Source organism: Plantactinospora sp. B5E13 (assembly GCF_039871775.1).
In the GTDB taxonomy this organism is placed as follows: Bacteria; Actinomycetota; Actinomycetes; order Mycobacteriales; family Micromonosporaceae; genus Plantactinospora.
In genome coordinates, this window is record NZ_JBDPLT010000042.1 from 34,518 (window position 1) to 56,194 (window position 21,677).

The 21,677-nt window shown below is 72.9% G+C and carries 14 protein-coding genes and 1 pseudogene; 7 read left to right on the plus strand and 8 right to left on the minus strand.

What is annotated here, in order from left to right:
* Positions 1-19: 19 nt before the first annotated feature.
* The 7 genes from mraY to mraZ form a co-directional block, all read right to left on the minus strand.
* Positions 20-1,123: a phospho-N-acetylmuramoyl-pentapeptide-transferase gene (gene mraY / locus ABGB05_RS28355; RefSeq protein ID WP_347656972.1), complete on the minus strand. Its 1,104-nt coding sequence runs from the start codon at positions 1,121-1,123 to the stop codon at positions 20-22.
* Positions 1,124-1,166: 43 nt separating this feature from the next.
* The gene (gene murF, locus ABGB05_RS28360) at positions 1,167-2,573 is read right to left on the minus strand and encodes a UDP-N-acetylmuramoyl-tripeptide--D-alanyl-D-alanine ligase (RefSeq protein ID WP_347656973.1); all 1,407 of its coding nucleotides are present in this window, start codon (positions 2,571-2,573) and stop codon (positions 1,167-1,169) included.
* Entirely contained in the window at positions 2,570-4,171 is a 1,602-nt protein-coding gene (locus ABGB05_RS28365; RefSeq protein ID WP_347656974.1) for a UDP-N-acetylmuramoyl-L-alanyl-D-glutamate--2,6-diaminopimelate ligase, read from the minus strand. The genes murF and ABGB05_RS28365 overlap by 4 nt, the downstream gene beginning before the upstream one ends.
* A 52-nt stretch (positions 4,172-4,223) precedes the next feature.
* Positions 4,224-6,494, minus strand: a complete 2,271-nt coding sequence (locus tag ABGB05_RS28370) for a penicillin-binding protein 2 (RefSeq protein WP_347656975.1) — start codon at positions 6,492-6,494, stop codon at positions 4,224-4,226.
* A 3-nt stretch (positions 6,495-6,497) separates the two neighbouring features.
* Complete coding sequence (locus ABGB05_RS28375) at positions 6,498-7,181, minus strand: hypothetical protein (RefSeq protein ID WP_347656976.1); 684 nt, start codon at positions 7,179-7,181, stop codon at positions 6,498-6,500.
* Positions 7,178-8,299, minus strand: a complete 1,122-nt coding sequence (gene rsmH, locus ABGB05_RS28380) for a 16S rRNA (cytosine(1402)-N(4))-methyltransferase RsmH (RefSeq protein WP_347656977.1) — start codon at positions 8,297-8,299, stop codon at positions 7,178-7,180. The genes ABGB05_RS28375 and rsmH overlap by 4 nt, the downstream gene beginning before the upstream one ends.
* A 205-nt stretch (positions 8,300-8,504) precedes the next feature.
* Positions 8,505-8,936 carry a division/cell wall cluster transcriptional repressor MraZ gene (mraZ, locus tag ABGB05_RS28385; RefSeq protein WP_331215757.1) on the minus strand — a complete coding sequence of 144 codons (432 nt, stop codon included), beginning with the start codon at positions 8,934-8,936 and terminating at the stop codon, positions 8,505-8,507.
* A 507-nt stretch (positions 8,937-9,443) separates the two neighbouring features.
* Here mraZ and ABGB05_RS28390 point away from each other — a divergent pair.
* From ABGB05_RS28390 to ABGB05_RS28420, 7 genes and pseudogenes are all read left to right on the plus strand, one after another.
* Entirely contained in the window at positions 9,444-10,691 is a 1,248-nt protein-coding gene (locus ABGB05_RS28390; protein WP_347656995.1) for a MurT ligase domain-containing protein, read from the plus strand.
* Positions 10,692-10,704: 13 nt separating this feature from the next.
* Positions 10,705-11,433: a glutamine amidotransferase gene (locus tag ABGB05_RS28395; protein ID WP_347656996.1), complete on the plus strand. Its 729-nt coding sequence runs from the start codon at positions 10,705-10,707 to the stop codon at positions 11,431-11,433.
* Positions 11,430-12,128 (plus strand): VTT domain-containing protein, encoded by a 699-nt coding sequence (locus tag ABGB05_RS28400; protein ID WP_347656978.1) that lies wholly within the window; start codon positions 11,430-11,432, stop codon positions 12,126-12,128. The genes ABGB05_RS28395 and ABGB05_RS28400 overlap by 4 nt, the downstream gene beginning before the upstream one ends.
* A 178-nt stretch (positions 12,129-12,306) precedes the next feature.
* Positions 12,307-12,759 (plus strand): annotated as a pseudogene (locus ABGB05_RS28405) ((2Fe-2S)-binding protein); the annotation flags it as partial.
* Between the two features lie 116 nt (positions 12,760-12,875).
* The gene (locus ABGB05_RS28410) at positions 12,876-13,919 is read left to right on the plus strand and encodes a xanthine dehydrogenase family protein subunit M (RefSeq protein WP_347656979.1); all 1,044 of its coding nucleotides are present in this window, start codon (positions 12,876-12,878) and stop codon (positions 13,917-13,919) included.
* Complete coding sequence (locus ABGB05_RS28415; protein WP_347656980.1) at positions 13,916-16,159, plus strand: xanthine dehydrogenase family protein molybdopterin-binding subunit; 2,244 nt, start codon at positions 13,916-13,918, stop codon at positions 16,157-16,159. The genes ABGB05_RS28410 and ABGB05_RS28415 overlap by 4 nt, the downstream gene beginning before the upstream one ends.
* A gap of 141 nt (positions 16,160-16,300) precedes the next feature.
* Entirely contained in the window at positions 16,301-17,335 is a 1,035-nt protein-coding gene (locus ABGB05_RS28420; protein ID WP_347656981.1) for a helix-turn-helix domain-containing protein, read from the plus strand.
* Positions 17,336-17,401: 66 nt separating this feature from the next.
* Here ABGB05_RS28420 and ABGB05_RS28425 read toward each other — a convergent pair whose 3' ends face one another.
* Entirely contained in the window at positions 17,402-21,271 is a 3,870-nt protein-coding gene (locus ABGB05_RS28425; RefSeq protein WP_347656982.1) for a S8 family serine peptidase, read from the minus strand.
* Positions 21,272-21,677: the final 406 nt, after the last annotated feature.

Consider the following 21,677-nt stretch of genomic DNA (forward strand, 5'->3'; position numbering starts at 1 on the left):
GGCCGGAGTGGCCGGAGGATCAGCTGACCGCGGTGAGGAACTCGCTGTAGAAGAGGGCCAGGGCGATCGCCACCCCGATCCCGGCGATGATCCAGAATCGGACGACGATGTTGACCTCGCTCCAGCCGGCCAACTCGAAGTGGTGCTGCAGCGGAGACATCCGGAAGACCCGCTTGCCGGTGGTCCGGAACGAGATGATCTGGATCACCACGGACATCGTGATGATCACGAAGAGCCCGCCGAGGATGATCAGGAGGAACAGTGTCCGGGTGGCCATCGCCATGCCGGCGATCAGCCCGCCCAGGCCGAGCGCGCCGGTGTCACCCATGAAGATCCGGGCCGGTGAGGTGTTCCACCAGAGGAAGCCGACACAGGCGCCGGCCGCCGCCCCGGCGATCAGGGCGATCTCCAACGGGTCCCGGACCACGTAGCAGTACGCCCCGCCGGCGGCGTACGCCTCGTCCGCGCACCAGTGCCGGTACTGCCAGAACGCGATCAGCGCGTACGCGGCGAGCACCATCACCGACGCGCCGGTGGCCAGGCCGTCCAGACCGTCGGTGAGGTTCACGCCGTTGGTCGTCGCCATCACCACGAAGATGAAGATGACCACCGAGGCGATCTTGCCGACCTCCAGCGCGTTGATGTCGCGGATGAAGGAGAGCGCGGTGCTGCCGACGGTCACCCCGGCGGTGCTCGGGAAGTAGAGCGCCACCACCCCGAAGACCGCGCCGACCAGCATCTGGCCGAGCAGCTTGCCGCGCTTGTTCAGCCCGGCGCTGTTGCGCTTGCGGACCTTCAGGAAGTCGTCGAGGAAGCCGACCGCACCGGAGAAGACCATCAGACCCAGCAGCACCAACGCGGTGATCGTCGGGGTGACCTGGGCGATCTGCTGGTGGGGCAGGGTGGTCAGGGCGAGGTGACCGGCGACGTACGCGATCACCGTGGCGACGATGAACACCACCCCGCCCATCGTCGGGGTGCCCTTCTTGCCCTGGTGCATGATCGGGCCCTCGGCCCGGATCGGCTGACCGGCCTTCAACCGGGTGAAGACCTTGATCGCGATCGGTGTGGTGAAAAGCGAGATCAGGAACGCCACGAAGATGGCGACGACAACCGCCCTCACGCCGCGACGCCTTCCGCCGGAACCGACACGTCCGTCACGTGGCTCATCGGGCGCCCCCCTGGGGACCGACGGCCGCCTCACGCAGCGCGTCGACCACGTCCCAGGTGCGGTAACGCGAACCCTTCACCAGGACGACGTCGCCCGACCGCAGCTCGCGCCGCAGCAGCCCGATCGCCGCCTGCTGATCGGTAACCAGCACCGACTCTCCTCCCCAATCCGCCACCGCCACCGCTCCGTCCCGGATCGGGGCGGCCGTTTCACCGACCACCAACAACCGGTCGACACCCAGCTCGGCCGCGAGACGACCGACCTGCGCGTGACCGTCCCGCTCGAACTCGCCGAGCTCGGCCATGTAGCCGAGCACCGCGACCGTACGTCGGCCCCGGCCCATCGCGGCGAGCGCGTGCAGCGCCGCGGCCATCGAGCCGGGATTCGCGTTGTACGAGTCGTCGATCACCGTCACCCCGTCGGCCCGGTCGAAGACGTCCATCCGACGGGTCGAGGGCAGCACCAGCGCGCCGAGCGCCTCCGGCAGCTCCGCCAACGGCATGCCGAGGTCGAGCGCCACCGCCGCCGCGGCCAGCGTGTTGCCGACCTGGTGCCGTCCGCTGACCCCGAGCCGTACCGGCACCCGACCGTTCGGGGTGACCAGGGTGTACGACGGCCGGCCGCGCTCGTCGAGGGTGACGTCCTCGGCCCGTACGTCGGCGTCGCCGGCCTCACCGACCAGCACCACCCGGGCGGCGGTCCGGTCCGCCATCGCCCGCACCCGGGGGTCGTCGGCGTTGAGCACCGCCAGCCCGGCGGCCGGCAGCGCCTCGACCAGCTCCCCCTTCGCCTGGGCGATCGCCTCGACCGAGCCGAACTCGCCGATGTGCGACGTGCCGACGTTGGTCACCACCGCGATCCGGGGCGGCGCGATCTCACACAGGTACCGGACGTGCCCGATCCCCCGGGCGCCCTTCTCCAGCACCAGGTAGCGGGTGTCGGCGTTGGCCTGCAACGCGGTGTACGGATGCCCCAGCTCGTTGTTGAACGATCCGGCCGGCGCCACCGTCGGGCCGAGCCGGGCGGTGAGCTGGCCGACCAGGTCCTTGGTGGTGGTCTTGCCCGACGAGCCGGTCAACCCGATCACGGTCAGCTCGGGCAGCCGGTCCAGTACCGCGCGGGCCAGCCGACCCATCGCCACCCGGGCGTCGTCGACCAGCACCATCGGCACGCCGTCGACCGCCCGGGAGCCGAGTACGCCCACCGCGCCCCGCTGCGCGACCGCCGCCGCCGCATAGTCGTGCCCGTCGACCTTCTCCCCGGGGAACGCCACGAAGAGCCCACCGGGGCGTACCTTGCGGGAGTCGAACTCGACCGGACCGGTGACGGTCAGCCGTGGATCGTCGGCGACCGGTCGGCCGTCGACGACGGCGGCGATCTCGGCCAGGGTCATCGGGATCATCGCTGCTCCACCAGTGTGTCGAACCGGGCGGCGAGCGCGGTGGCGAGTTCGACTCGGTCGTCGAAGGGCTCGACCCGGTTGCCGATCTCCTGGCCCCGCTCGTGCCCCTTGCCGAGGACCGCGACCACGTCGCCGGGCTCGGCCAGCCGGACCGCCTCCGTGATCGCGGCCCGACGGCCGCCGACCTCGACGATCCGGGCCGGGGTGCCGGCTTCCTCGGCCCCCCGGCGCACCGCGGCCCGGATCACGGCCGGGTCCTCGCTGCGCGGGTTGTCGTCGGTCACCACCACCAGGTCGGCGCCCCGGGCCGCGGCGGCGCCCATCAACGCCCGCTTGCCCTGGTCCCGGTCGCCGCCGGAGCCGAGTACGCAGATCAGCCGGTGGTCGGCGCCGGTCAGCTCCCGCAGCGCGGTCAGCGCGGCGACGGTCGCGTCCGGGGTGTGCGCGAAGTCGACCACGCCCCGGACCGGGCCGGGCGCGTCGACCAGTTCCAGCCGGCCGGGCACGCCGGGGCAGGCGGCCACCCCGGCCGCCGCGACCGCCGGGTCCACCCCGGCGGCGACCAGGGTGGCGATCGCCAGCAGCGCGTTGGCGACGTTGTGCCGGCCGGGCAGCGCGACCGCCGCCTCGACCGCCACCCCGTCCGGGCCGTACGCGGTGAAGGTCTGGGTGTAGCCGACGTCGGTGATCCGCTCCGCCCGCCAGGTCGCGTCCGGGTCACCGGCCGCCGAGTAGGTGACCGTCGTCGGCTTACGCAGTGGGCGCAGCGCCGGGTCGTCGTGGTTGAGCACCTCGGCGGCGCACCGGCCGTCGAAGAGCCGCGCCTTGGCCGCGAAGTAGTCCGCCACGTCGGCGTGGAAGTCGAGGTGGTCGTGACCGAAGTTGGTGTAGCCGCCGACGGTGAACCGCACCCCGCCGACCCGGCCCAGCACCAGCGCGTGGCTGGAGACCTCCATCGCCACCGCGGTGACCCCGCGCTCCCGGGCGGCGGCCAGCATGGCGTGCAGGTCGGTGGCCTCCGGGGTGGTCCGGACGCTGTCCACCACCAGGTCACCGAGGCGGCACTCGACGGTGCCGATCAGCCCGGTGACGTGGCCGGCGGCCCGCAGCCCCGACTCGATCAGGTAGCTGGTGCTGGTCTTGCCGGCGGTGCCGGTGATCCCGATCACGGTCAGTCCGGCGGTCGGGTCGCCGTAGATCGCGCTGGCCAGTTCGCCGAGCACCGCCCGGGGGTCCGGCACGACCAGGGCCGGCAGCCCGGCCTCGGCGGCCGCCGCCGCCCCGGCCGGATCGGTGAGTACGGCGACCGCACCGGCCGCCGCCACCGCCGGGACGAACTCGGCGCCGTGCCGGCGGGCGCCCGGCAACGCGGCGTACAGGTCACCGGGGCGTACCTCGCCGCTGGCGTGGGTGATCCCGGTGACCGTCACCTCGGCCCCGCCGGGCGGCAACTCGGCGCTGGCCAGGTCGGCCCGCGTGGCGGGGCCGGCGGCGACCCGCGCGGCAAGATCGGCGAGCCGGATCGGCGTCACGGCCTGGGGACGGGGATTGCCGGGCACGGCGTCAGACCCTACCCCGTCGGGGGGTCCACCCCGCACAGCCGCCCCGGTGGTTTGCCCGCACCTACCGATGATGTCCTGTTCGGCCTGGTCAACGCGGATAGACCACGAACTTCGGCGGCGCGGTGCCGGTCGACGGCACCCGGTAGTGGCGCAGGGTGTACTCCATCATCTCCTTGAACGCCGGCGCGGAGATGTCCCCGCCGCCGCCCTGTGGGGTGTGCGCGAAGACCGCGATCACGTACCGGGGGTCGTCCGCCTGGTCCATCCCGATGAACGAGGCGACCTCGCCGGGGGCGTACCGGCCGTCCACCACCCGGGAGCCGGTGCCGGTCTTGCCGGCGACCCGGTAACCGGGGATGGCCGCCTTGCCGGCGGTGCCGCCCTCGATGGTCACCGGCGCCTCCATCAGCTGCCGCAGGGCGGCGGCGGTGGCCGGGCTGAGCACCTGCCGGGTCTGCGGGGCCGGGCCGTCCCGGCGGGAGCCGTCCGACGGGAGGATCTCCCGGACCAGGTGCGGCTGCACCCACGTGCCGTTGTTGGCGATCGCCGCGTAGACGGCGGCCATCTGCAGGGGCGTGACGTCGACGCTGTGCCCGATCGGCACCGACCCGTACGTCGAGCCGCTCCACTCCGTCGGCGGCTTCAGCACCCGCCCGGAGGCCTCGCCGAGCACCCCCTCCCCGGTGGCCTTACCCAGCCCGAACTTGAGCTGGTACTGGTAGACCTTCTCGGCCCCGAGGGCGTCGGCGATCTTGATGGTGCCGACGTTGGAGGAGTAGCCGAGCATGCCCGCCACGCTCAGTTTCCGACCGCCGACCGGATGGGTGTCGGCGAAGTACTGGTCGCCCTTCCAGATGCCGTTGGCGATCGGCCAGGCGGTCTGCGGGGTGATCACCCCCTCCTCCAGCCCGGCGCCGAAGACGATCGCCTTGTGCACCGAGCCGGGATCCACCACGAAGCTGGTGGCCGCGTCGTCGCGGTCCTCGGCCTTGTACTTCTTCCAGTCCGCCGCGTTGTACGTCGGATAGCTGGCCTGGGCGAGGACCTCGCCGGTCCGTACGTCGAGGACCAGCGCCGCCCCGGTGCTGCCGTCGACCTCCTGCATCCGCTGGCCGAGGATCCGCTGCACGACGTACTGCAGGTCGCGGTCGATGGTCAGCTGGATCGAGCTGCCCGGCCGGGCTTTGGTGACCCGGTTGTAGCCACCGGGGATCTCCGCCGCGAGCGCGCCCTTGCCGACCTCGTACACCCGCTTCCCGTTGACCCCCTGCAGCAGGTCGTCGTAACGCGCCTCGAGCCCCTCCAGGCCGTGCAGGTCGTCGCTGGTGAAGCCGAGCAGGTTGGCGGCCAGGTCACCGCCGGGCACCTCGCGGCGCTCGTCCCGACCGGTGCCGATGCCGTCCAGTTCGAGCGCCAGGATCTTCTCGGCGGTGGCGGTCTCCACCCCCCGGGCCAGGTACTCGAACTGGGAGGCCCGTCCGTCCGGCCGCTTCTTCGGCTTCATCCCCTCGGTCAGCTCGGAGACCGGGATGCCGAGCAGCGGCGACAGCGCGGCGGCGGTCCGGGCCGGATCCTCGATCAGGGTGGGGTCGGCGAAGACGTACCGCGCCTCGACGCTGCGGACCAGCGGCGCGCCGTAGCGGTCGTAGATGGCGCCGCGCGGCGCCGGCAGTACCACCTCACGGAGCCGGTCCCGCAGACCGTTGCCCTGGTATTCCGGGGCGTCGACGACCTGCAGCGCGACCAGCCGGATGCCGATCGTGGTGAACATGGCCAGTGCGAGCAGGGTGCCCAGGCGCAGCCGCCGGTGCGAGTCGGCCAGCCGCAGCGGCTTGCGGGGACCGCGTCGGGGTCGACGTACGCCGGTGCCGCCGCCGTGGGTCGGTCCGTCGCCGCGCGGCCGCCGGGCCGGTGCCGCCGGCGGTTCGGTGTCACCACGGACCGGCCGGGCGGTGACGGTCCGGCCGGTGCCGGACGCGGCCCGGCGGACGGTCCGGGTACCGGCCCGGCCGCCGTCGAGCACCTGCAGCGCCGGCCGGAACGGATCACCGGACCGGCTGCTGCGTGGGGTACGCCGGCCCCGCCCCGGGTCGGCGGCGCCCCGGCGCCCGGTGACCTCGACCGGATCGTCGGGACCGCCGCGGTAGCGCCGGGACAGTTCCGGGTTGTCCCGCACGGTCCGGCCGCGCGGGGTGTAGGCCCGGGCGTCGGAGATGCCGGCGAACCCGGCCCCGTCCCGCCCGGATCCGTCACCGGAGTCCCGGCCGTCGGCGCCGGCTCTGCGGCCGTCGCCGGTACGTGACGCGCCGCGCCGGGACACCGAGGTGTCCCGGCGCGGGTCGTCGGACCGCGAGGCCACCGACTATCCCCCGGCACCCTGCGGACTGGTGATCGCCGGTTCGCCGCCGGCCGGCTGCGGCACACCGATCACCTGGCCGTCGGGCAGCTGGATGAAGGCGGGTGGACCCGAGTCGACCAGGCCCAGCTTGCGGGCCCGGGCGGCCAGGTTGCCCGGCACCTCCGCGTCGTCGATCTTCTGCTGCAGTTCCTGCTGCTGGATGTCCAGGACGGACCGCTGCTGCTGCAGCCGTTCCTGACGGAACGCGTTCTCGTTGATCTTGCTGTTGACCACCAGGATGCCGAGCATCCCGCCGACCACCAGCACCAGGATCAGCGCCACGAAGGAGACCCGGGGTCGGGCCACCGGCAGCGGTGGCGCGACCCGCAGCCGGGTCCGCCGGCCGGCCCGGGTGGCGGAGCCGGACTCGGCCGGCCGCTCCGGCCGCTCCGCCGAACTGTCCCAGACCCGTACCGGCCGGTCCGGCTCGACCGACGGCTCCCAGTTCCGTGCCCGCAGGGCGGCGCTACCCTGCGTCGGGTACTCCCGTTCCCCCCGCACCCGACTCGCCGGTGCCGCGTTGGACCGGCCGCCACCCGTACGTCCGGCCCGCTGCACCGTGGTCCGGCCCCCCGACCGCGGTGTGCGCTGTCCAGCGCCGCGCGTCACGTCGGGTTCGACCCGACGCTCGCGCTTGTTGACGTTCATGTTCCCTCCCCCTGTACCGTCGTGCCGCCGCCGTCGACCGGCGATCGCGGCAGGTCCCGTTCAGTTCTCTCCGAGCCGTTCGACGCCCCGGGCGCGGCACCGCGGCGGGACCGTTCGCGGGCGGTCCTCCTCGATGTCGTCGCCGGGGTCCGGTCGTCGGACGGGTCGATCCGCTCGGCCGCCCGCAGCCGCACCGAGGCGGCGCGCGGATTGGCCGCGACCTCCGTCTCGCCCGGCAGCTCAGCCCCCCGGCTGAGCAACCGCAGCATCGGCCCGGTGCCGGGCAGCTCGACCGGAAGGTCGACCGGGCCCGTACTGCGGGCCCGGCCGGCGAACACCTGTTTGGTGATCCGGTCCTCCAACGAGTGGTAGGACAGCACCACCGCACGACCGCCCGGGAACAGTGCGTCCAGAGCGGCCGGCAACGCCGTCTCCAGCGCGGCCAGCTCCCGGTTTACCTCGATCCGTAGAGCCTGAAACGTTCTCTTCGCCGGATGTCCGCCCGTTCGTCGGGCCGGTGCCGGGATCGACTCCCGGACCAGTTCGGCGAGCCGGGCCGAGGAGGTCAACCGGGACCGTTCCCGTTCCCGGATGATCGCCGAGGCGATCCGGCCGGCGAACCGCTCCTCGCCGTACACCCGCAGCACCCGGGCGAGTTCCCCGTGCGAGTAGGTGTTGAGGACCTCCTCGGCGGTGGTCCCGGTGGTCTGGTCCATCCGCATGTCCAGCGGCGCGTCCTGGGCGTAGGCGAACCCGCGGTCGGGCGCGTCGAGTTGGAGCGAGGAGACACCGAGGTCGAACAGCACACCGTCCACGCCGTCGTAGCCGAGCCGCTCGACCACCTCGGCGAACTCGTCGTAGACCGCGTGCACCAGGTGGATCCGGTCGGCGTACCGGGCGAGTCGGGCCCGCGCGTGGGCGAGCGCCTCGGTGTCCCGGTCGAGTCCGATCAGGACGGTGCGCGGGTGGGCCGCCAGCACCGCCTCGGCGTGCCCGGCCAGCCCGAGTGTCGCGTCGACGTACACGGACGGCCGGTCGTCACGGTCCAGCGCGGGGGCGAGCAGCTCGAGACACCGCTCAAGCAGCACCGGTACGTGCGTACCGCGTAGCTCCCCCATGTCGACCCCCCACTGACCCCTGTCTCGTCCGGACGTGCCCGGTGTCTGTCCCCTGCTCGTCATACCGCCAGATCCCCATCCGCTCTGCCCACCGGGCCCGACCTTCGGACCTGCCGGCGGTTCGCGCCTGGCACCGGGGAAGAGGCGCCAGGAACCTCGAGCGGGTGGAGATCTCGCAGTACGTCGGGAGTCGGCACGCGCCGCCCTACAGTCCGCCCGGCAGCACCCCCTCCTCGATGTCGGCGAACTCCTCTTCGTTCTCCGCGAGGTAGGTTTCCCAGGCCCGCTTGTCCCAGATCTCGACCCGGGTGCTCGCTCCGATCACCACCAGGTCCCGGTCCAGCGCGGCGTATTCCCGGAGGTGGATCGGGATGGTGACCCGACCCTGCTTGTCCGGGATCTCGTCGTGCGCGCTGGCGAAGAAGACCCGACTGTAGGCCCGGGCGGCCTTGTGCGTCATCGGCTGCTCGCGCAGCTGACCGGCGATGCGCTGGAACTCGGGCATCGGAAAGACGTAGAGGCAGCGCTCCTGCCCTTTGGTGATCACGACACCTCCCGCCAGCTCATCCCGGAACTTGGCCGGAAGGATCAGCCGGCCCTTGTCGTCCAGGCGCGGGGTGTGCGTGCCGAGAAACACCGGCCCAACCCCCTTGCCCTTTTCAGCGGTGTTCGCGGCACCGCTGCCCCCCGGGCCGGCGGGCCCTCCTGGCCCCCCATCGCGCCCCACTCTACTCCACTTCCCTCCACCCGCAACCGGAATCGCCCGGGAAACGCGCCCGATGTCCGGATGAAAGCGCACGTCAGACGGGGTGGCGTCAGGTGGAGGGGAACGGGACCCCGGCCCCACGGGTCCGTTATCCGACACCATCAAGCCCTGCGTCAATCGCGCAGCTTCGCCCCTTTTTTCCCAGGCGCCTCGACCGCCTGTGACGACCGCCGGGGAGGGAAGTGGAGGAAAAATTTCCGACGGGTGGCGCGAGGTGGAGGAAACGGCCCGTCCGGTCCCACTCCACCCCGGTCGCCGACACCCGGTGGCCGATCCCGACCCGCACCCCGACCCGCCGCCCGCCCCGGACGGGTCCCTCGTGCGACGGTCGGCCGCGCCGCGCCGTCCGGTAACCTCGCTCGCGTGACGGACGCGAAGATGCCCCTTCGGGCAAAGGTGGCCAGCTCCGTATCGCGCACCGCGGCGGCCCTGTCCCGGGCCGCCGGCCGGGGTGACGGCTCGGTGATCGGCGGCTGGATCGGCCTCAAGATCGATCCTGATCTGCTGGCACACCTGGCCGCCGGCCGCGCCATCGCGCTGATCTCGGGCACCAACGGCAAGACCACCACCACCCGGCTGACCGCCGCCGCGGTCGGCGTACTCGGCCCGGTCGCCACGAACTCGTTCGGCGCCAACATGCCGACCGGACACACCTCCGCGCTGGCCAAGGCGGGCAGCACCCCGTACGCGGTGCTGGAGGTCGACGAGCACTACCTGGCCCAGGTCCTGGAGGCGACCGAGCCACGGGTGGTGGCCCTGCTCAACCTCTCCCGGGACCAGCTCGACCGGGCCAAGGAGGTGGCGATGATGGCGCAGCTGTGGCGGGCCGCGCTGGTGCGCCACCCACAGGTCCGGGTGGTGGCCAACGCCGACGACCCGATGGTGGTCTGGGCGGCGACCCCGCCGGCGAACCGCAGCGAGGCGGTCCGCCCTGCCCCGGTCACCTGGTTCAGCGCCGGCCAGCGCTGGCACGACGACTCCTGGGTCTGCCCCGAGTGCGGCTCCCCGATCGAGCGGATGTCCGACCAGTGGTGGTGCACCGGCTGCTGGTTGCGCCGGCCCGAGCCGCAGTGGGTGGTCGAGGACGACGGGGTGCTCGACCCCGCCGGCGCCTGGCACAAGGTGGTGCTGCAGCTGCCCGGCCGGGTCAACCTCGGCAACGCGGCCACCGCGCTCGCCGTCGCGGCCGAGTTCGGGGTACGCCCCAACGACGCGGTCTCCCGGCTGGCCGGGGTCGCCTCGGTCGCCGGCCGGTACGCGCAGGTGAACCGGGACGGGCGGACCATCCGGCTGCTGCTGGCGAAGAACCCGGCGAGCTGGCTCGAGGCGTTCGACATGGCCGAGGAGGCGCCCACCCTGCTGTCGATCAACGCCCGGGACCCCGACGGACTGGACACCTCCTGGCTCTTCGACGTCGACTTCTCGCCGCTGCGCGGCCGCCAGGTGCTGATCACCGGGGACCGGGCGTACGACCTGGCGGTCCGGCTCGACGTCAACGGCGTACCGTTCCAGCACGTGCGGGCCTTCGCGGACGCGGTCGCCAGCGTGCCGCCGGGCCGGCTAGAGGTGATCGCCAACTACACGGCGTTCCAGGACATCCGAGCGGAGTTGGACCGTGTCAACTGACAGGGGATATCCGGTGCACCACGGTTCCGAGAGTGTGCTGCGCATCGTCTGGATCTACCCGGACCTGCTCTCCACCTACGGCGACCGGGGCAACATGCTGATCCTGGCCCGCCGGGCCCAGCTGCGCGGGATGCCGGTCGAGACCATCGAGGTCCGCTCCGACCAGCGGCTGCCCACCACCGCCGACATCTACCTGATCGGTGGTGGCGAGGACGGTCCGCAGGCGCTCGGCGCGCAGCGGCTGCTCGCCGACGGCGGGCTGCACCGCGCGGTCGCCCAGGGGTCGGTGGTCTTCGCGGTCTGCGCCGGTTACCAGCTGCTCGGCGGCTCGTTCTTCGCCAAGGGCGCCAAGTGTGCCGGGCTGGACCTGCTCGACCTGCACTCCGACCGGGGGCCGAGCCGGGCGGTCGGCGAGCTCGCCGGTGACATCGACATCCGGCTCGGGCTGCCGCCGCTGAGCGGCTTCGAGAACCATGGCGGTCGTACCCACCTGGGTTCCGGGGTCGCCCCGCTGGCCAGGGTCACCACCGGCATCGGCAACGACGGCGCGACCGAGGGGGCGTGGCGGGGCAAGCTGCTCGGCACGTACTCGCACGGTCCGGCGCTGGCCCGCAACCCCGCCCTGGCCGACCTGCTGCTGCGCTGGGCGACCGGCGCGCACCAACTGCCGCCGCTGGACGACACCTGGTCGGAGCGGCTGCGGGCGGAACGCGCCGCCGCGCTGGCCGCCGCCCGGGCGTGATCGGGCGCGTCCGACGGCTGCTGCGACAGCGGTCGGTCGCGCGGTTCGCCCTGCTGCTCGGCCTGCTCGGGCTGCTCGGGCTGAGCCTGCTGGTGGCTCCCCGGCCGGACCTGGCCGGGCTGCCCGGGCTGGCGGACCGGCTCGGTCCGCTGGCCCCGGTGGTCGCCGTGGCGGTGGCCGCGGTGCTGATGCTCGCCCTGGTCCCCCGGACCGCGATCACCGTGGTCTGGGGAGCGGTCTTCGGTCCACTGGGCGGGGCCGGCTACACGCTGGCCGCCGCGCTGCTCGCCGCCGGGGCCGGGTTCGCGGTCGGCCGGCTGCTCGGTCGGGACTTCGTCGCCGAACGGGTACGCGGCCGGCTGGCCCGGCTCGACCACTGGTTCGCCCGGCAGAGCGTGCTCGGGGTGGTCTCGGTACGTCTGCTGCCGGTCGGCGGCTTCGGGCTGGTCAGCTACGGCTACGGCACCACCGGCGCCCGGTTGCTGCCGTTCCTGGTCGGCAGTGTGCTGGCCTCGGCCCCCTCGGCGTTCGGCTACGCCGCGGTGGGGGCGGCGGTGGTCTCGCCCGACGAGGTGAACTGGTTCGCGGTGGCACCGGCCGGGCTCGGTCTGGTCGCCGCCACGGTGCTCGGGGCCCGCTGGTGGCGGGCCGAGCGGAGGGCCGGGACGGCACCGGCGAACCCCCAGCCCTTTTGAGTTGTATGCCCGATAAGCCCTGATCGGCGGTACCGTGTGGGCAACACCCGGATCCGCCCGGGTGGGCCGTTCCGGTCCGCGCGGCGTACCCGCACCGACCGTCGAACCTCAGCGGGGTGATCGGGTGAAGTCCTACACGGAGACCGCCGACGCGGTACGCAGCGCCGACAGCGCCGTCGTGCGGGGCCCGAACTCGGTGGTGGTCCGGCTGCACGTCAACGGCACCCCGCGCAACGTCCTCGTCGAACCCCGGGTCAGCCTGCTGGACGCGTTACGCGACCGGCTCGACCTGACCGGCACGAAGAAGGGCTGCAACCAGGGTGCCTGCGGGGCCTGCACGGTCTGGGTGGACAAGCGCCGGGTGCTGGCCTGCCTGACCCTGGCGATCACCTGCGAGTCCCGCGAGGTGACCACCATCGAGGGCCTCGCAGGCGGCGTCGACCTGCACCCGATGCAACGGGCCTTCGTCAGCAACGACGCGTTCCAGTGCGGCTACTGCACCCCGGGTCAGATCATGTCGGCGGTGGCGTTCCTGGCCGAGGGGCACGCCGACGACGACAACCAGATCCGGGAGTGGATGAGCGGGAACCTCTGCCGGTGCGCGGCGTACCCGAACATCCGGGCCGCGATCCGGCAGGTCCGCGACGAGGCGTCGAACCGGCTCCCGGAAACGGCGGCGGAGGGCGGCTCCGGCCGGCCCGCCACCGGTCCGGGCGGCGACGGACCGTCGGCGGTGGAGGGTGTCGGATGAGGCCGCTGCGCTACTCCCGGGTGGCCGACGTCGCCACCGCGGTCGGCACCGTCGCCGCCGACCCGGCGAGCACCTTCCTGGCCGGCGGCACCACCGAGGTCGACCTGCAACGCAGCTACGTCTCCCCGGCCCGCCGGCTGGTCGACATCAACGACCTGCCGCTGCACCAGGTCGAGGAACTGCCCGGCGGCGGGGTACGGATCGGCGCGCTGGCCCGGATGAGCGAGGTCGCCCAGGCCCTGCCGATCCGCCGCCGGTTCCCGGTGATCTCCCAGGCCCTGCTGCTCGGCGCCTCCCCGCAACTGCGGAACATGGCGTCGATGGGCGGCAACCTCATGCAGCGGGTCCGCTGCGGCTACTTCCGCGACGTGGCGGCGCCCTGCAACCGGCGCGAACCGGGGACCGGGTGCAGCGCCGTCCACGGCATCAACCGGGGCCACGCGATCCTCGGCACCAGCGAACGGTGCATCGCCACCCACCCCTCCGACGTCGCGGTGGCGCTGGTCGCGCTCGACGCGGTGGTGCTGACCCAGGGGCCGGGCGGGGCCGGCCGGATCGGTGTCGACGACTTCTTCCCGCTGCCCGGCGACACCCCGGAGCGGGAACACCCGACCGCGCACGGCGAACTGGTGGTCGCGATCGAGGTGCCGCCGAACCCGATGGCCACCCGCTCGCTCTACCTGAAGGTCCGGGACCGGGAGTCGTACGAGTTCGCGCTCGCCTCGGCCGCGGTCGCGGTCAGCCTGGACGGGCAGACGATCGGCGACGTACGGCTGGCCCTCGGCGGGGTGGCGACCAAACCGTGGCGGGCCCACCGGGCCGAGGCGGTGCTGCGCGGCGCCCCCGCCACCGTCGAGACCTTCACCGCCGCCGCCGCCGAGGAACTCGCCGACGCGGTCGGGTACGGGATGAACGACTTCAAGATCGAGCTGGCTCGACGGACCATCGTCCGGGCACTGCGGATGGTCCTCGGCGACCCGCAGATCCACGACGGCACGGCGCCGGGAATGCTCAGCGGGGACGGAGGCGGTACGTCATGAGTCCGGCGATCGGCGCGACCCTCGACCGGGTCGACGGACGGGCCAAGGTGACCGGGGCGGCCCGCTACTCCGCCGAGGTCAACCTTCCCGACCTGACCCACGCCGTACTGGTCGGCGCGCAGGTGCCGAGTGGACGGATCATCGGAATCGACTGCCGCGACGCGATGGTGGCGGACGGCGTGATCGCCGTACTGACCCATCTGGACCTGCCCCGGATCGCGGCGCAACCGAAACTCTTCCCCGGGCTGGCCGGGCTGATCGCGCACGGCCAGAGCTTCTTCCCGATGCAGGACGACGTGGTGCACTACGCCGGGCAGCCGGTCGCGGTCGTCGTCGCCGACACCCTGGAACGCGCCGAGCACGCCGCCACCCTGGTCCGGGTCAGCTACGCGGAGACGCCGTCGCTGACCCTGCTGGACGCCGGACGGGACCGGGCGTACGAGCCGGAGAAGATCTTCGGTGGGCTGGTCCCCGGCCGGAACCCGCCCCGGGGCGACCCGGAGGCGGCGCTGCGGGACGCCGAGGTGACCCTCGACCTGACGTACCGGTTCGAGGTCAACCACCACAACCCGATCGAGGCGTCGACCACCACGGCGGTCTGGGACGACGTCGACCGGCTCACCCTCTACGACGCCACCCAGGGGCCGAAGGCGACCCAGCTCAGCGTCGCCGAACTGCTCGGCCTGCCACCGACCGACGTCCGGGTGGTCAGCCACTACGTCGGCGGCAGCTTCGGCTCCAAGGCGCTGATCTGGCCGCACGTCACGGTGGCCGCGCTCGCCGCCCGGGTGGTCGGCCGCCCGGTCCGGCTCGCACTCAGCCGCGAGCAGGAGTTCCACTCCTGCGGGCACCGGGAGGAGCAGGAGCAGCGGATCCGGCTCGGCGCCGGCCGGGACGGTCGGCTGACCGCGTTCACCCACGACAAGATCTCGCTGACCTCACACTTCGACGACTGGGCCGAGATGTCCCTGGAGTCGGCCGCGGTCACCTACGCCTGCCCGAACTACGCCGGTGGATACCGGCTGGTCCGGGGCAACATCATCACTCCGACATTCACCCGGGCACCCGGCGAGGCGACCGGGATGTTCGCCCTGGAGTCCGCGATGGACGAGCTGGCGTACGCGGTCGGTCTCGACCCGCTGGAGCTGCGGCTGCGCAACCACGCCGACGTCGACCCGGAGACCGGCAAACCGTGGTCGAGCAAGGGCCTGAAGGAGTGCTACCAGCGCGGTGCCCAACTGTTCGGCTGGGCCGACCGCGACCCGCGGCCCGGTGTCCGACGCGACGGGCAGTGGCTGGTCGGCACCGGCGTGGCCACCGCCGCCTACCCGGTCGCCGCGCCGATCAGCCCGCAACGGGCCCGGGCCCGGATGTACGGCGACGGCAGCAGCGTGGTCGAGGCCGGCATCTCCGAGTTCGGCACCGGGGCGCTGACCGCGATGACCCAGGTCGCCGCGGACGCGCTCGGCCTGCCGGTGGACCGGGTCCGGTTCGTCGGCGGCAGCAGCGACCTGCCGAACATCGCCGCCGCCGTCGGCTCGGCCGGGGCCGGCGCGACCAGTGCCGCCGTACACCTGGCCTGCACCCAGCTGCGCGACCAGCTGATCGGCCAGGCGGTGGCCGACCAGGGCTCACCGCTGCACGGCGCCGACCCGGCGGAGGTGGTGGTCCGGGACGGTCGGCTCTGCCGGCGGGACCGGCCCGAGGTCGGCGAGACCTACCACCAGCTGCTGGACCGCAACCACATGCCGGACGTCGAGGCCATCGGCACCTGGATGCCGGTGTCGCCGATGACCAGCGACCACGCGATGCACACCTTCGGGGCGCAGTTCGCCGAGGTCGCGGTCGACGCCGACCTGGGCCGGATCCAGGTACGCCGACTCGTCGGTGTCTTCGCCCCCGGCCGGGTGCTGAACCGCCGGACGGCGCACAGCCAGCTGATGGGCGGCATGCTCTGGGGGGTCGGCCAGGCGTTGCTGGAGGCGACCCGGATGGACCCGCACACCGGCCGGTACGCCAACCAGAACCTCGCCGACTACCTGGTACCGACCAACGCCGACGTGCCGGACGTGGTCGTCGACATGATCGAGGTGCCGGATGCGGTGGTGAACCCGCTCGGGGTGAAGGGGGTCGGCGAGATCGGCATCGTCGGCGTCTCGGCCGCGATCGCCAACGCGATCCACCACGCGACCGGCCGGCGGATCCGCAAACTCCCGATCCTGCTCGAAGACCTGCTCTGAACGAACGGAGCCGCCACCGCCGCCGACCAGCCCGGGGCCGGGCGCACCCGTCGCGACCCGACCAGACGACCGTCACCACCCAGTGGGCCGGCCGAGCTGGCTTCCGGCTGCCCGGTTACCCTGCTTGGCCGTGGTTCAGGCGTGGTCGGACGCCCGGTCGGCGCGCCACCCGGCCGGGTCACGGCCGGCTCCTCGAGGGTGGTGGGCACGGTGCTGCGCGCGTTCGGTCTGACCGAGCCGGAGGAGAAGGTCTACCTCGAGTTGGTCGGCGGCAGCCCGGGCAGCACGGCCGCGCTCGCCCGGCGGCTCGACACCGGGGTCGACGAGGTCGAGACGGCGCTCGCCGAACTGGTCCGGGCCGGGCTGGTCCGCCGGGCCGGCGACCGGGTCGACGCCGCCCCGCCCGACCTGGCGATCGACGCGCTGCTCACCCAGCGGGTGCGCGAACTGGAGGAGGCCCGGACCGGCCTGCGGGACTGGTTGCGACAGCGACGCGCGGCGGAGCCGGCCGACCAGGGTGTCCGGATGGTGGTCGGGGTCGCCGCGATCATGGAGACGTTCGAGCAGTTCCTGCGCGGCGCGCAGGAGGAGGTGCTCGGCTTCGAGTGTCCGCCGTACGCGGCCAGGATCAACGACAACCCGACCGAGCGGGAACTGCTGGGCCGGGGCGTACGGTTCCGGGTGGTCTACGACCGACGGGCACTCGACCGGGACGGCGCCTCCGCGCACATCGGCCAGTTCATCGCCGCGGGCGAGCAGGCCCGGGTCGCGGTGAACGTACCTGGCAAGCTCGCCGTCGCCGACCGCCGGATGGCTCTGCTCTCCTTTCCCGGCCGGAGCGAGAGCACCGAGCCGTGGGCGTTGGTGGTGCACGGCGCCACCTGGGTCGAGGTGCTGGTGGCGCTCTTCGGCGAGGTGTGGGACCGGGCCACGCCGCTGCGGCTCGCCCCGGCCAGCACGGTGCTCGACGATGTCGACCGGTGGACGGTGCCGACCGCGACCGACCGGCGGATCCTGTCGCTGATGATGACCGGACTGCCGGACAAGGCGGTCGCCTCCCAGTTGGGCATCTCGGTACGGACCGTGCAGCGGCGGCTGCGCCAGCTGATGGACGTGACCGGCAGCGCCACCCGGATGCAGCTCGGCTGGTTCGTCGCCCGGCACGACTGGCTCTGAGCGTCGGTGCGGGGGCGCCCGCCGTTTCGGCGGACGCCCCCCGTCCTCACCGCGTCGTGGTGACACTCACCCGGTGACCGTCACCGAGACGGTGATCGGGGTGGCCGGGCTCTTGGCACCGTTGTTGCTCACCAGCACGGTGCCGACGTAGCTGCCCGGCGCCAGGCCGGTGGAGTCGACCGTGACGGTCAGGGCCTGCCTGGCCCCCGCCGCCACCTCACCGGAGCCGTCGACGGAGAGCCACGGCACGTCGCTGTACGCGGGCAGCGAGCCGTCGACGTGGTAGACGGAGCTGGCGTAGGGGCGGCCGGTGCCGCTGCCGAGCACCCACAGGTTGCCCTGGTCGTCGAGGTCGAGCCCGGCACCGGTCAGCGGGCGCGGGTCGGGGTCCGGCACCGAGGCGAGCGCCCGGCAGTTCTCCGGGTCCATCGCCCAGATCGACTCCTTGCTGTCCTGGTTGATGCCCCAGAGCACGTTCTCCTTCTCGTTGAGCGCCAGCCCGGTCATCCACGGCACCGGCGGCGTGCACTCGCCCAGCACCGCGCCGGGCTGCGGGTGCGACAGGCCGGCGAGGTGCCGGATCACCCCGTCCCCGCTGAGATAGAAGGTGTCGTCGGCAGCGCGGTAGGCGAGCCCGTAGTAGAGCTTGCCGGCCCACGACCCGGTGACGGTCTCCTCGACCTCCAGGGTGTCCGGATCGAAGCAGGCGATCGGCAGTTCCCCGACGAAGGACATCGTCGGCGCGCACATCAGGTCCCGCCCCGGCACGTACGCCATGTCCGAGGGCCAGCCGCCGATGTCCAGTACCCCCGTGCCGAGCACCCGGCCGTCGGTGGAGAAGCGCTGCAGCTGACCGAAGAGGTACGAGTTGGAGACGATCAGCTCACCGTTGCGGTACCCGACGCCGAATGCGTAGTAGAAGTCCTTCACCGGGAAGGAGCCCAGCACCCTGCCGGGTACCCCGGCGGGCGGGGTGGCCGAGTTGATCTCGCGGGCCAGCCAGCTGGCCGGCAGGTCCCCCTTGTTGGTCAGGGTCACCGTCGCGGTCCGGGTCTGTCCGGGCCGGACACTCACCGACACCGCGCTCCGGTTGGCCAGCAGCAGCGGCGTACGCAGTGCCGCGTCGTGTCTGACCACCCTGCCCTCGACCACCGTGACGGCGGCCGGCGGCAGGTCGTACCCGGGCTGCAGCACGGTCACCGTGGCCGCCCCGGCCGGCGCCTCCAGCTGGTAGAAGCCGTCGGCGTCGGTGGTCGAGGTGGCCGGCTGCCGGGCGCCGGGCGACTCGACCTGCACCGTCGCGCCGGCCAGCGGCTGACGGTCGTTGGCGTCCCGTACGGTGCCGCGCAGCAAACCCCGGCCGGGAACCGTGAAGGTGACCGCGGTCGCCTCGTCGAGCACCGCCTCGTCCCGGGAGTACGTCAGCGCGTGCTGTCCCGTGGCGTCCTCGATGCCGACCGTCGCGGAGCCGCCGGCCGCCACCGTACCGGTGCCGAGCTTGCGGTACCGGACGGTGACGGTGCCCCGCTCGCCGAGCAGCACCTGGACGTCGACCCGCTGCTTCGGGTCGCTCTTCAGGGCGGCCCGGGTCCAGCTGACCACCAGTTGCCGGTTCGTCCCCGACCCGGTGGACTTCGTCCGCACCGTGGCGGCGTGGTCGAGCACCAGGTCGTCCCAGAAGGCGTAGACGGCCGGGGCGGACACCGCCGGGGCGGGCAGCGGACCGTTGGCGCCGACCGACGCGGCGCTGTCGGCGCCGAGGGTGAGGTAGCCGTCGGTGTGCACGGTGATCTGGTCGTACGTGGTGCCGTAGAAGGTCATCGGGAAGGGCAGGTCGATCTGCCGGCTCGCGGTGTCGCCGGTGAGGGCCAGCACCGCGCCGCCGTTCTCCCACTTCCCGGCGGTGACCCCGGCGGCGTAGCCGTACCTGTCGGTCTTGGCGGCGAGCGTCACGTCCACCGTCTCCGGCCCGTCCACGGTCAGCCCGACCGTTTTCGGAGCGAGCCAGCGCCCGTAGTCGACAAGCAGGTTGTAGTCGGCCTCGGGCAGCATCCCGGTGTAGCGGCCCTTGGCGTCGGTGACAAAACCCGGGAAGGTCTCGTCGGCGAGGGTGATCCGGGCGCCGGCGACCGGCCTGCCGGCCGGGTCGGTGACCCGGCCCTGCACCGGCTGCCACGGGGCGGCCTCGGAGAGGTCGACGGTCAGGTTGACCGTGCCGGTCTGCGCCACGGTGATGGTGCGCCGCTGGGTCCGCTGCCCGAAGAACGTCGCGGTCAGGGTGTACTCCCCGGCCGGGACGCGACCCAACTGGACGGTGCCACGCGGGTCGGTGCGCGCCGTCCGGGTGACCAGGTTGGAGGTCACGGTGACCCGGGAGCCGGCCAGCGGGTTACCGTCCCGTTCCGCGTGCACCACGATCCCGCCGAGCTGCGCCGTCGACGCCTCGGTCACCAGGTCGTACGCGTCCAGCCGGCCCTCGCCGTAGACGTTGTTGTCGGCCGGCGTACCACCGCACCGCAGGTCGTCGACGTCGTGCGCGGTACGGTCCAGCAACTCGCGGGTGGTCGCCACGTCCCGGCGCAGGTTCGGCACCGCCGACCAGGCCAACGCGACCGCGCCGGCGACCTGCGGGGCCGCCATCGAGGTGCCGTCCATGTATCCGTACGTGCTGCCCGGCAGGGTGGAGAGGATCCGTACCCCGGGAGCGGTGATGTCCGGCCGCACTCCGCCGTCCGGGCCGGGGCCACGGCTGGAGAAGTCGGCGATCACGCCGTCCGGGTCGGTCGCGCCGACGGCGTACGCCCGCGGGTTGGTGGCCGGGTGGCCGGCCGTACCGCACGGGTCGGGGTAGTCCTCGGCCTCGTTGCCGACGGCGAAGACCGGGAAGATGCCGGCGGCGACCCAGGAGTCGATGATCGTGTCGTAGAAGTGGGGGTCACCCTCGTGACCGCCCCAGGAGTTGTTGATGATGTCCGGCGACATCTCCGGGCGGGGGTTCTCCCCGTTGTGGTCGGTCGGGGCGATCATCCACTGCCCGGCGGCGAGCAGCGACGGGTTGGTGCAGTAGTTGGCCTCGCAGCCCTTCGCGGCGATCCAGGTCGCGCCGGGTGCCACTCCGGTGACGTGCCCGGCACCGTCGTCGCCGACCATCGAGCCGACGGTGTGCGTACCGTGCCCCTGGTTGTCGCAGGGCGTCTCGGGCAGGCACCATCCGGTCGGGTCGAACCAGTTGTAGTCGTGGGTGAAGGTGCCGTCGCGATTGTTGCCCCGGTACTGCCGGACCAGCGACGGGTGGTCGTACTGCACTCCGGAGTCGACACTGCCGACGACAACGCCCTCGCCCCGGGTGCCGTACTCGCGCCACACCTTGTCGGCGCCGGTCGCGGTGAGGTTCCAGAGCAGGGGTTCGTCGCTGTCGGTCTCCGCGCCAGCGGTCCGGACCGGCTCCGTCAGCTTCGTCACGCCGACCGCCGTGATCCGGGCGACGTCCGCACGGCCGGCCAGTTCGGTGAGCAGGTCCAGGCCGCCGGTCACCTCGATGACGTTCGTGATCCAGAACGGGGTGAAGTCGGCGTGCCGGGTCCGGAGCAGCGTGCGCAGGCCGCGCTGGGTCTGTTCGGCGTGCGCCACCTTGGTCTGGTAGACCCGGGTGGTGCGGGCGACCCGCCCGGCCCGGCCGGCGGCGGAGCGCTCGACGCGGTCCAGCTCCGCGTCGTCAAGCCTGGCCTCGTCGGCCAACTCGACGAAGAAGCTGGCGGCTGTCCCGGAGCGCGCCGCGGCGAGCACGCCCGGGTCCACCTTGCGCAGTGGATCGGTGGTGCCGCCGTCCGGCACCGGCGCCGCCGTGGCCGCGCCGACGGGCACGGCGAGCAGCGCGGCCAGGACCACGGCGGCCGCGGCCGCCGCGCGGGATGTCCCGGGTATGGGTCTGAGCATGAACGAGTCCTTCCTCCGGGCGATCGCCGAGAGGCCGGCGCCGCCGTCGGAGATTCTCGGCGGCCGGGCGGCCGGTTGACCGCCGTGACCGGTGGCGGAGCACGGACATGGCGGATCTTCGCCACCTCCGGTCGGCCTGCCGGACACCCACGTGTCACCGCGGGTTGCCGTCGTCATCCGCCGGCAATCCGGCTGTGATCATCCACGGGGCATCGATCATGGTTGCGGTCCGGACGGGTACGGTGCGAGCATCAGTAAACATTCGTTACAGTTAGTCCGGGGATTACCACACAGTTCGCAACTTGCACACTTCGGTTAAGTCCGATATTGACGCAAGATCCGGTACGCCATAGCGTGTCATCGATCGCCGCGCCATCCCCACACCCCCACCGGCGCGGCGACAGCC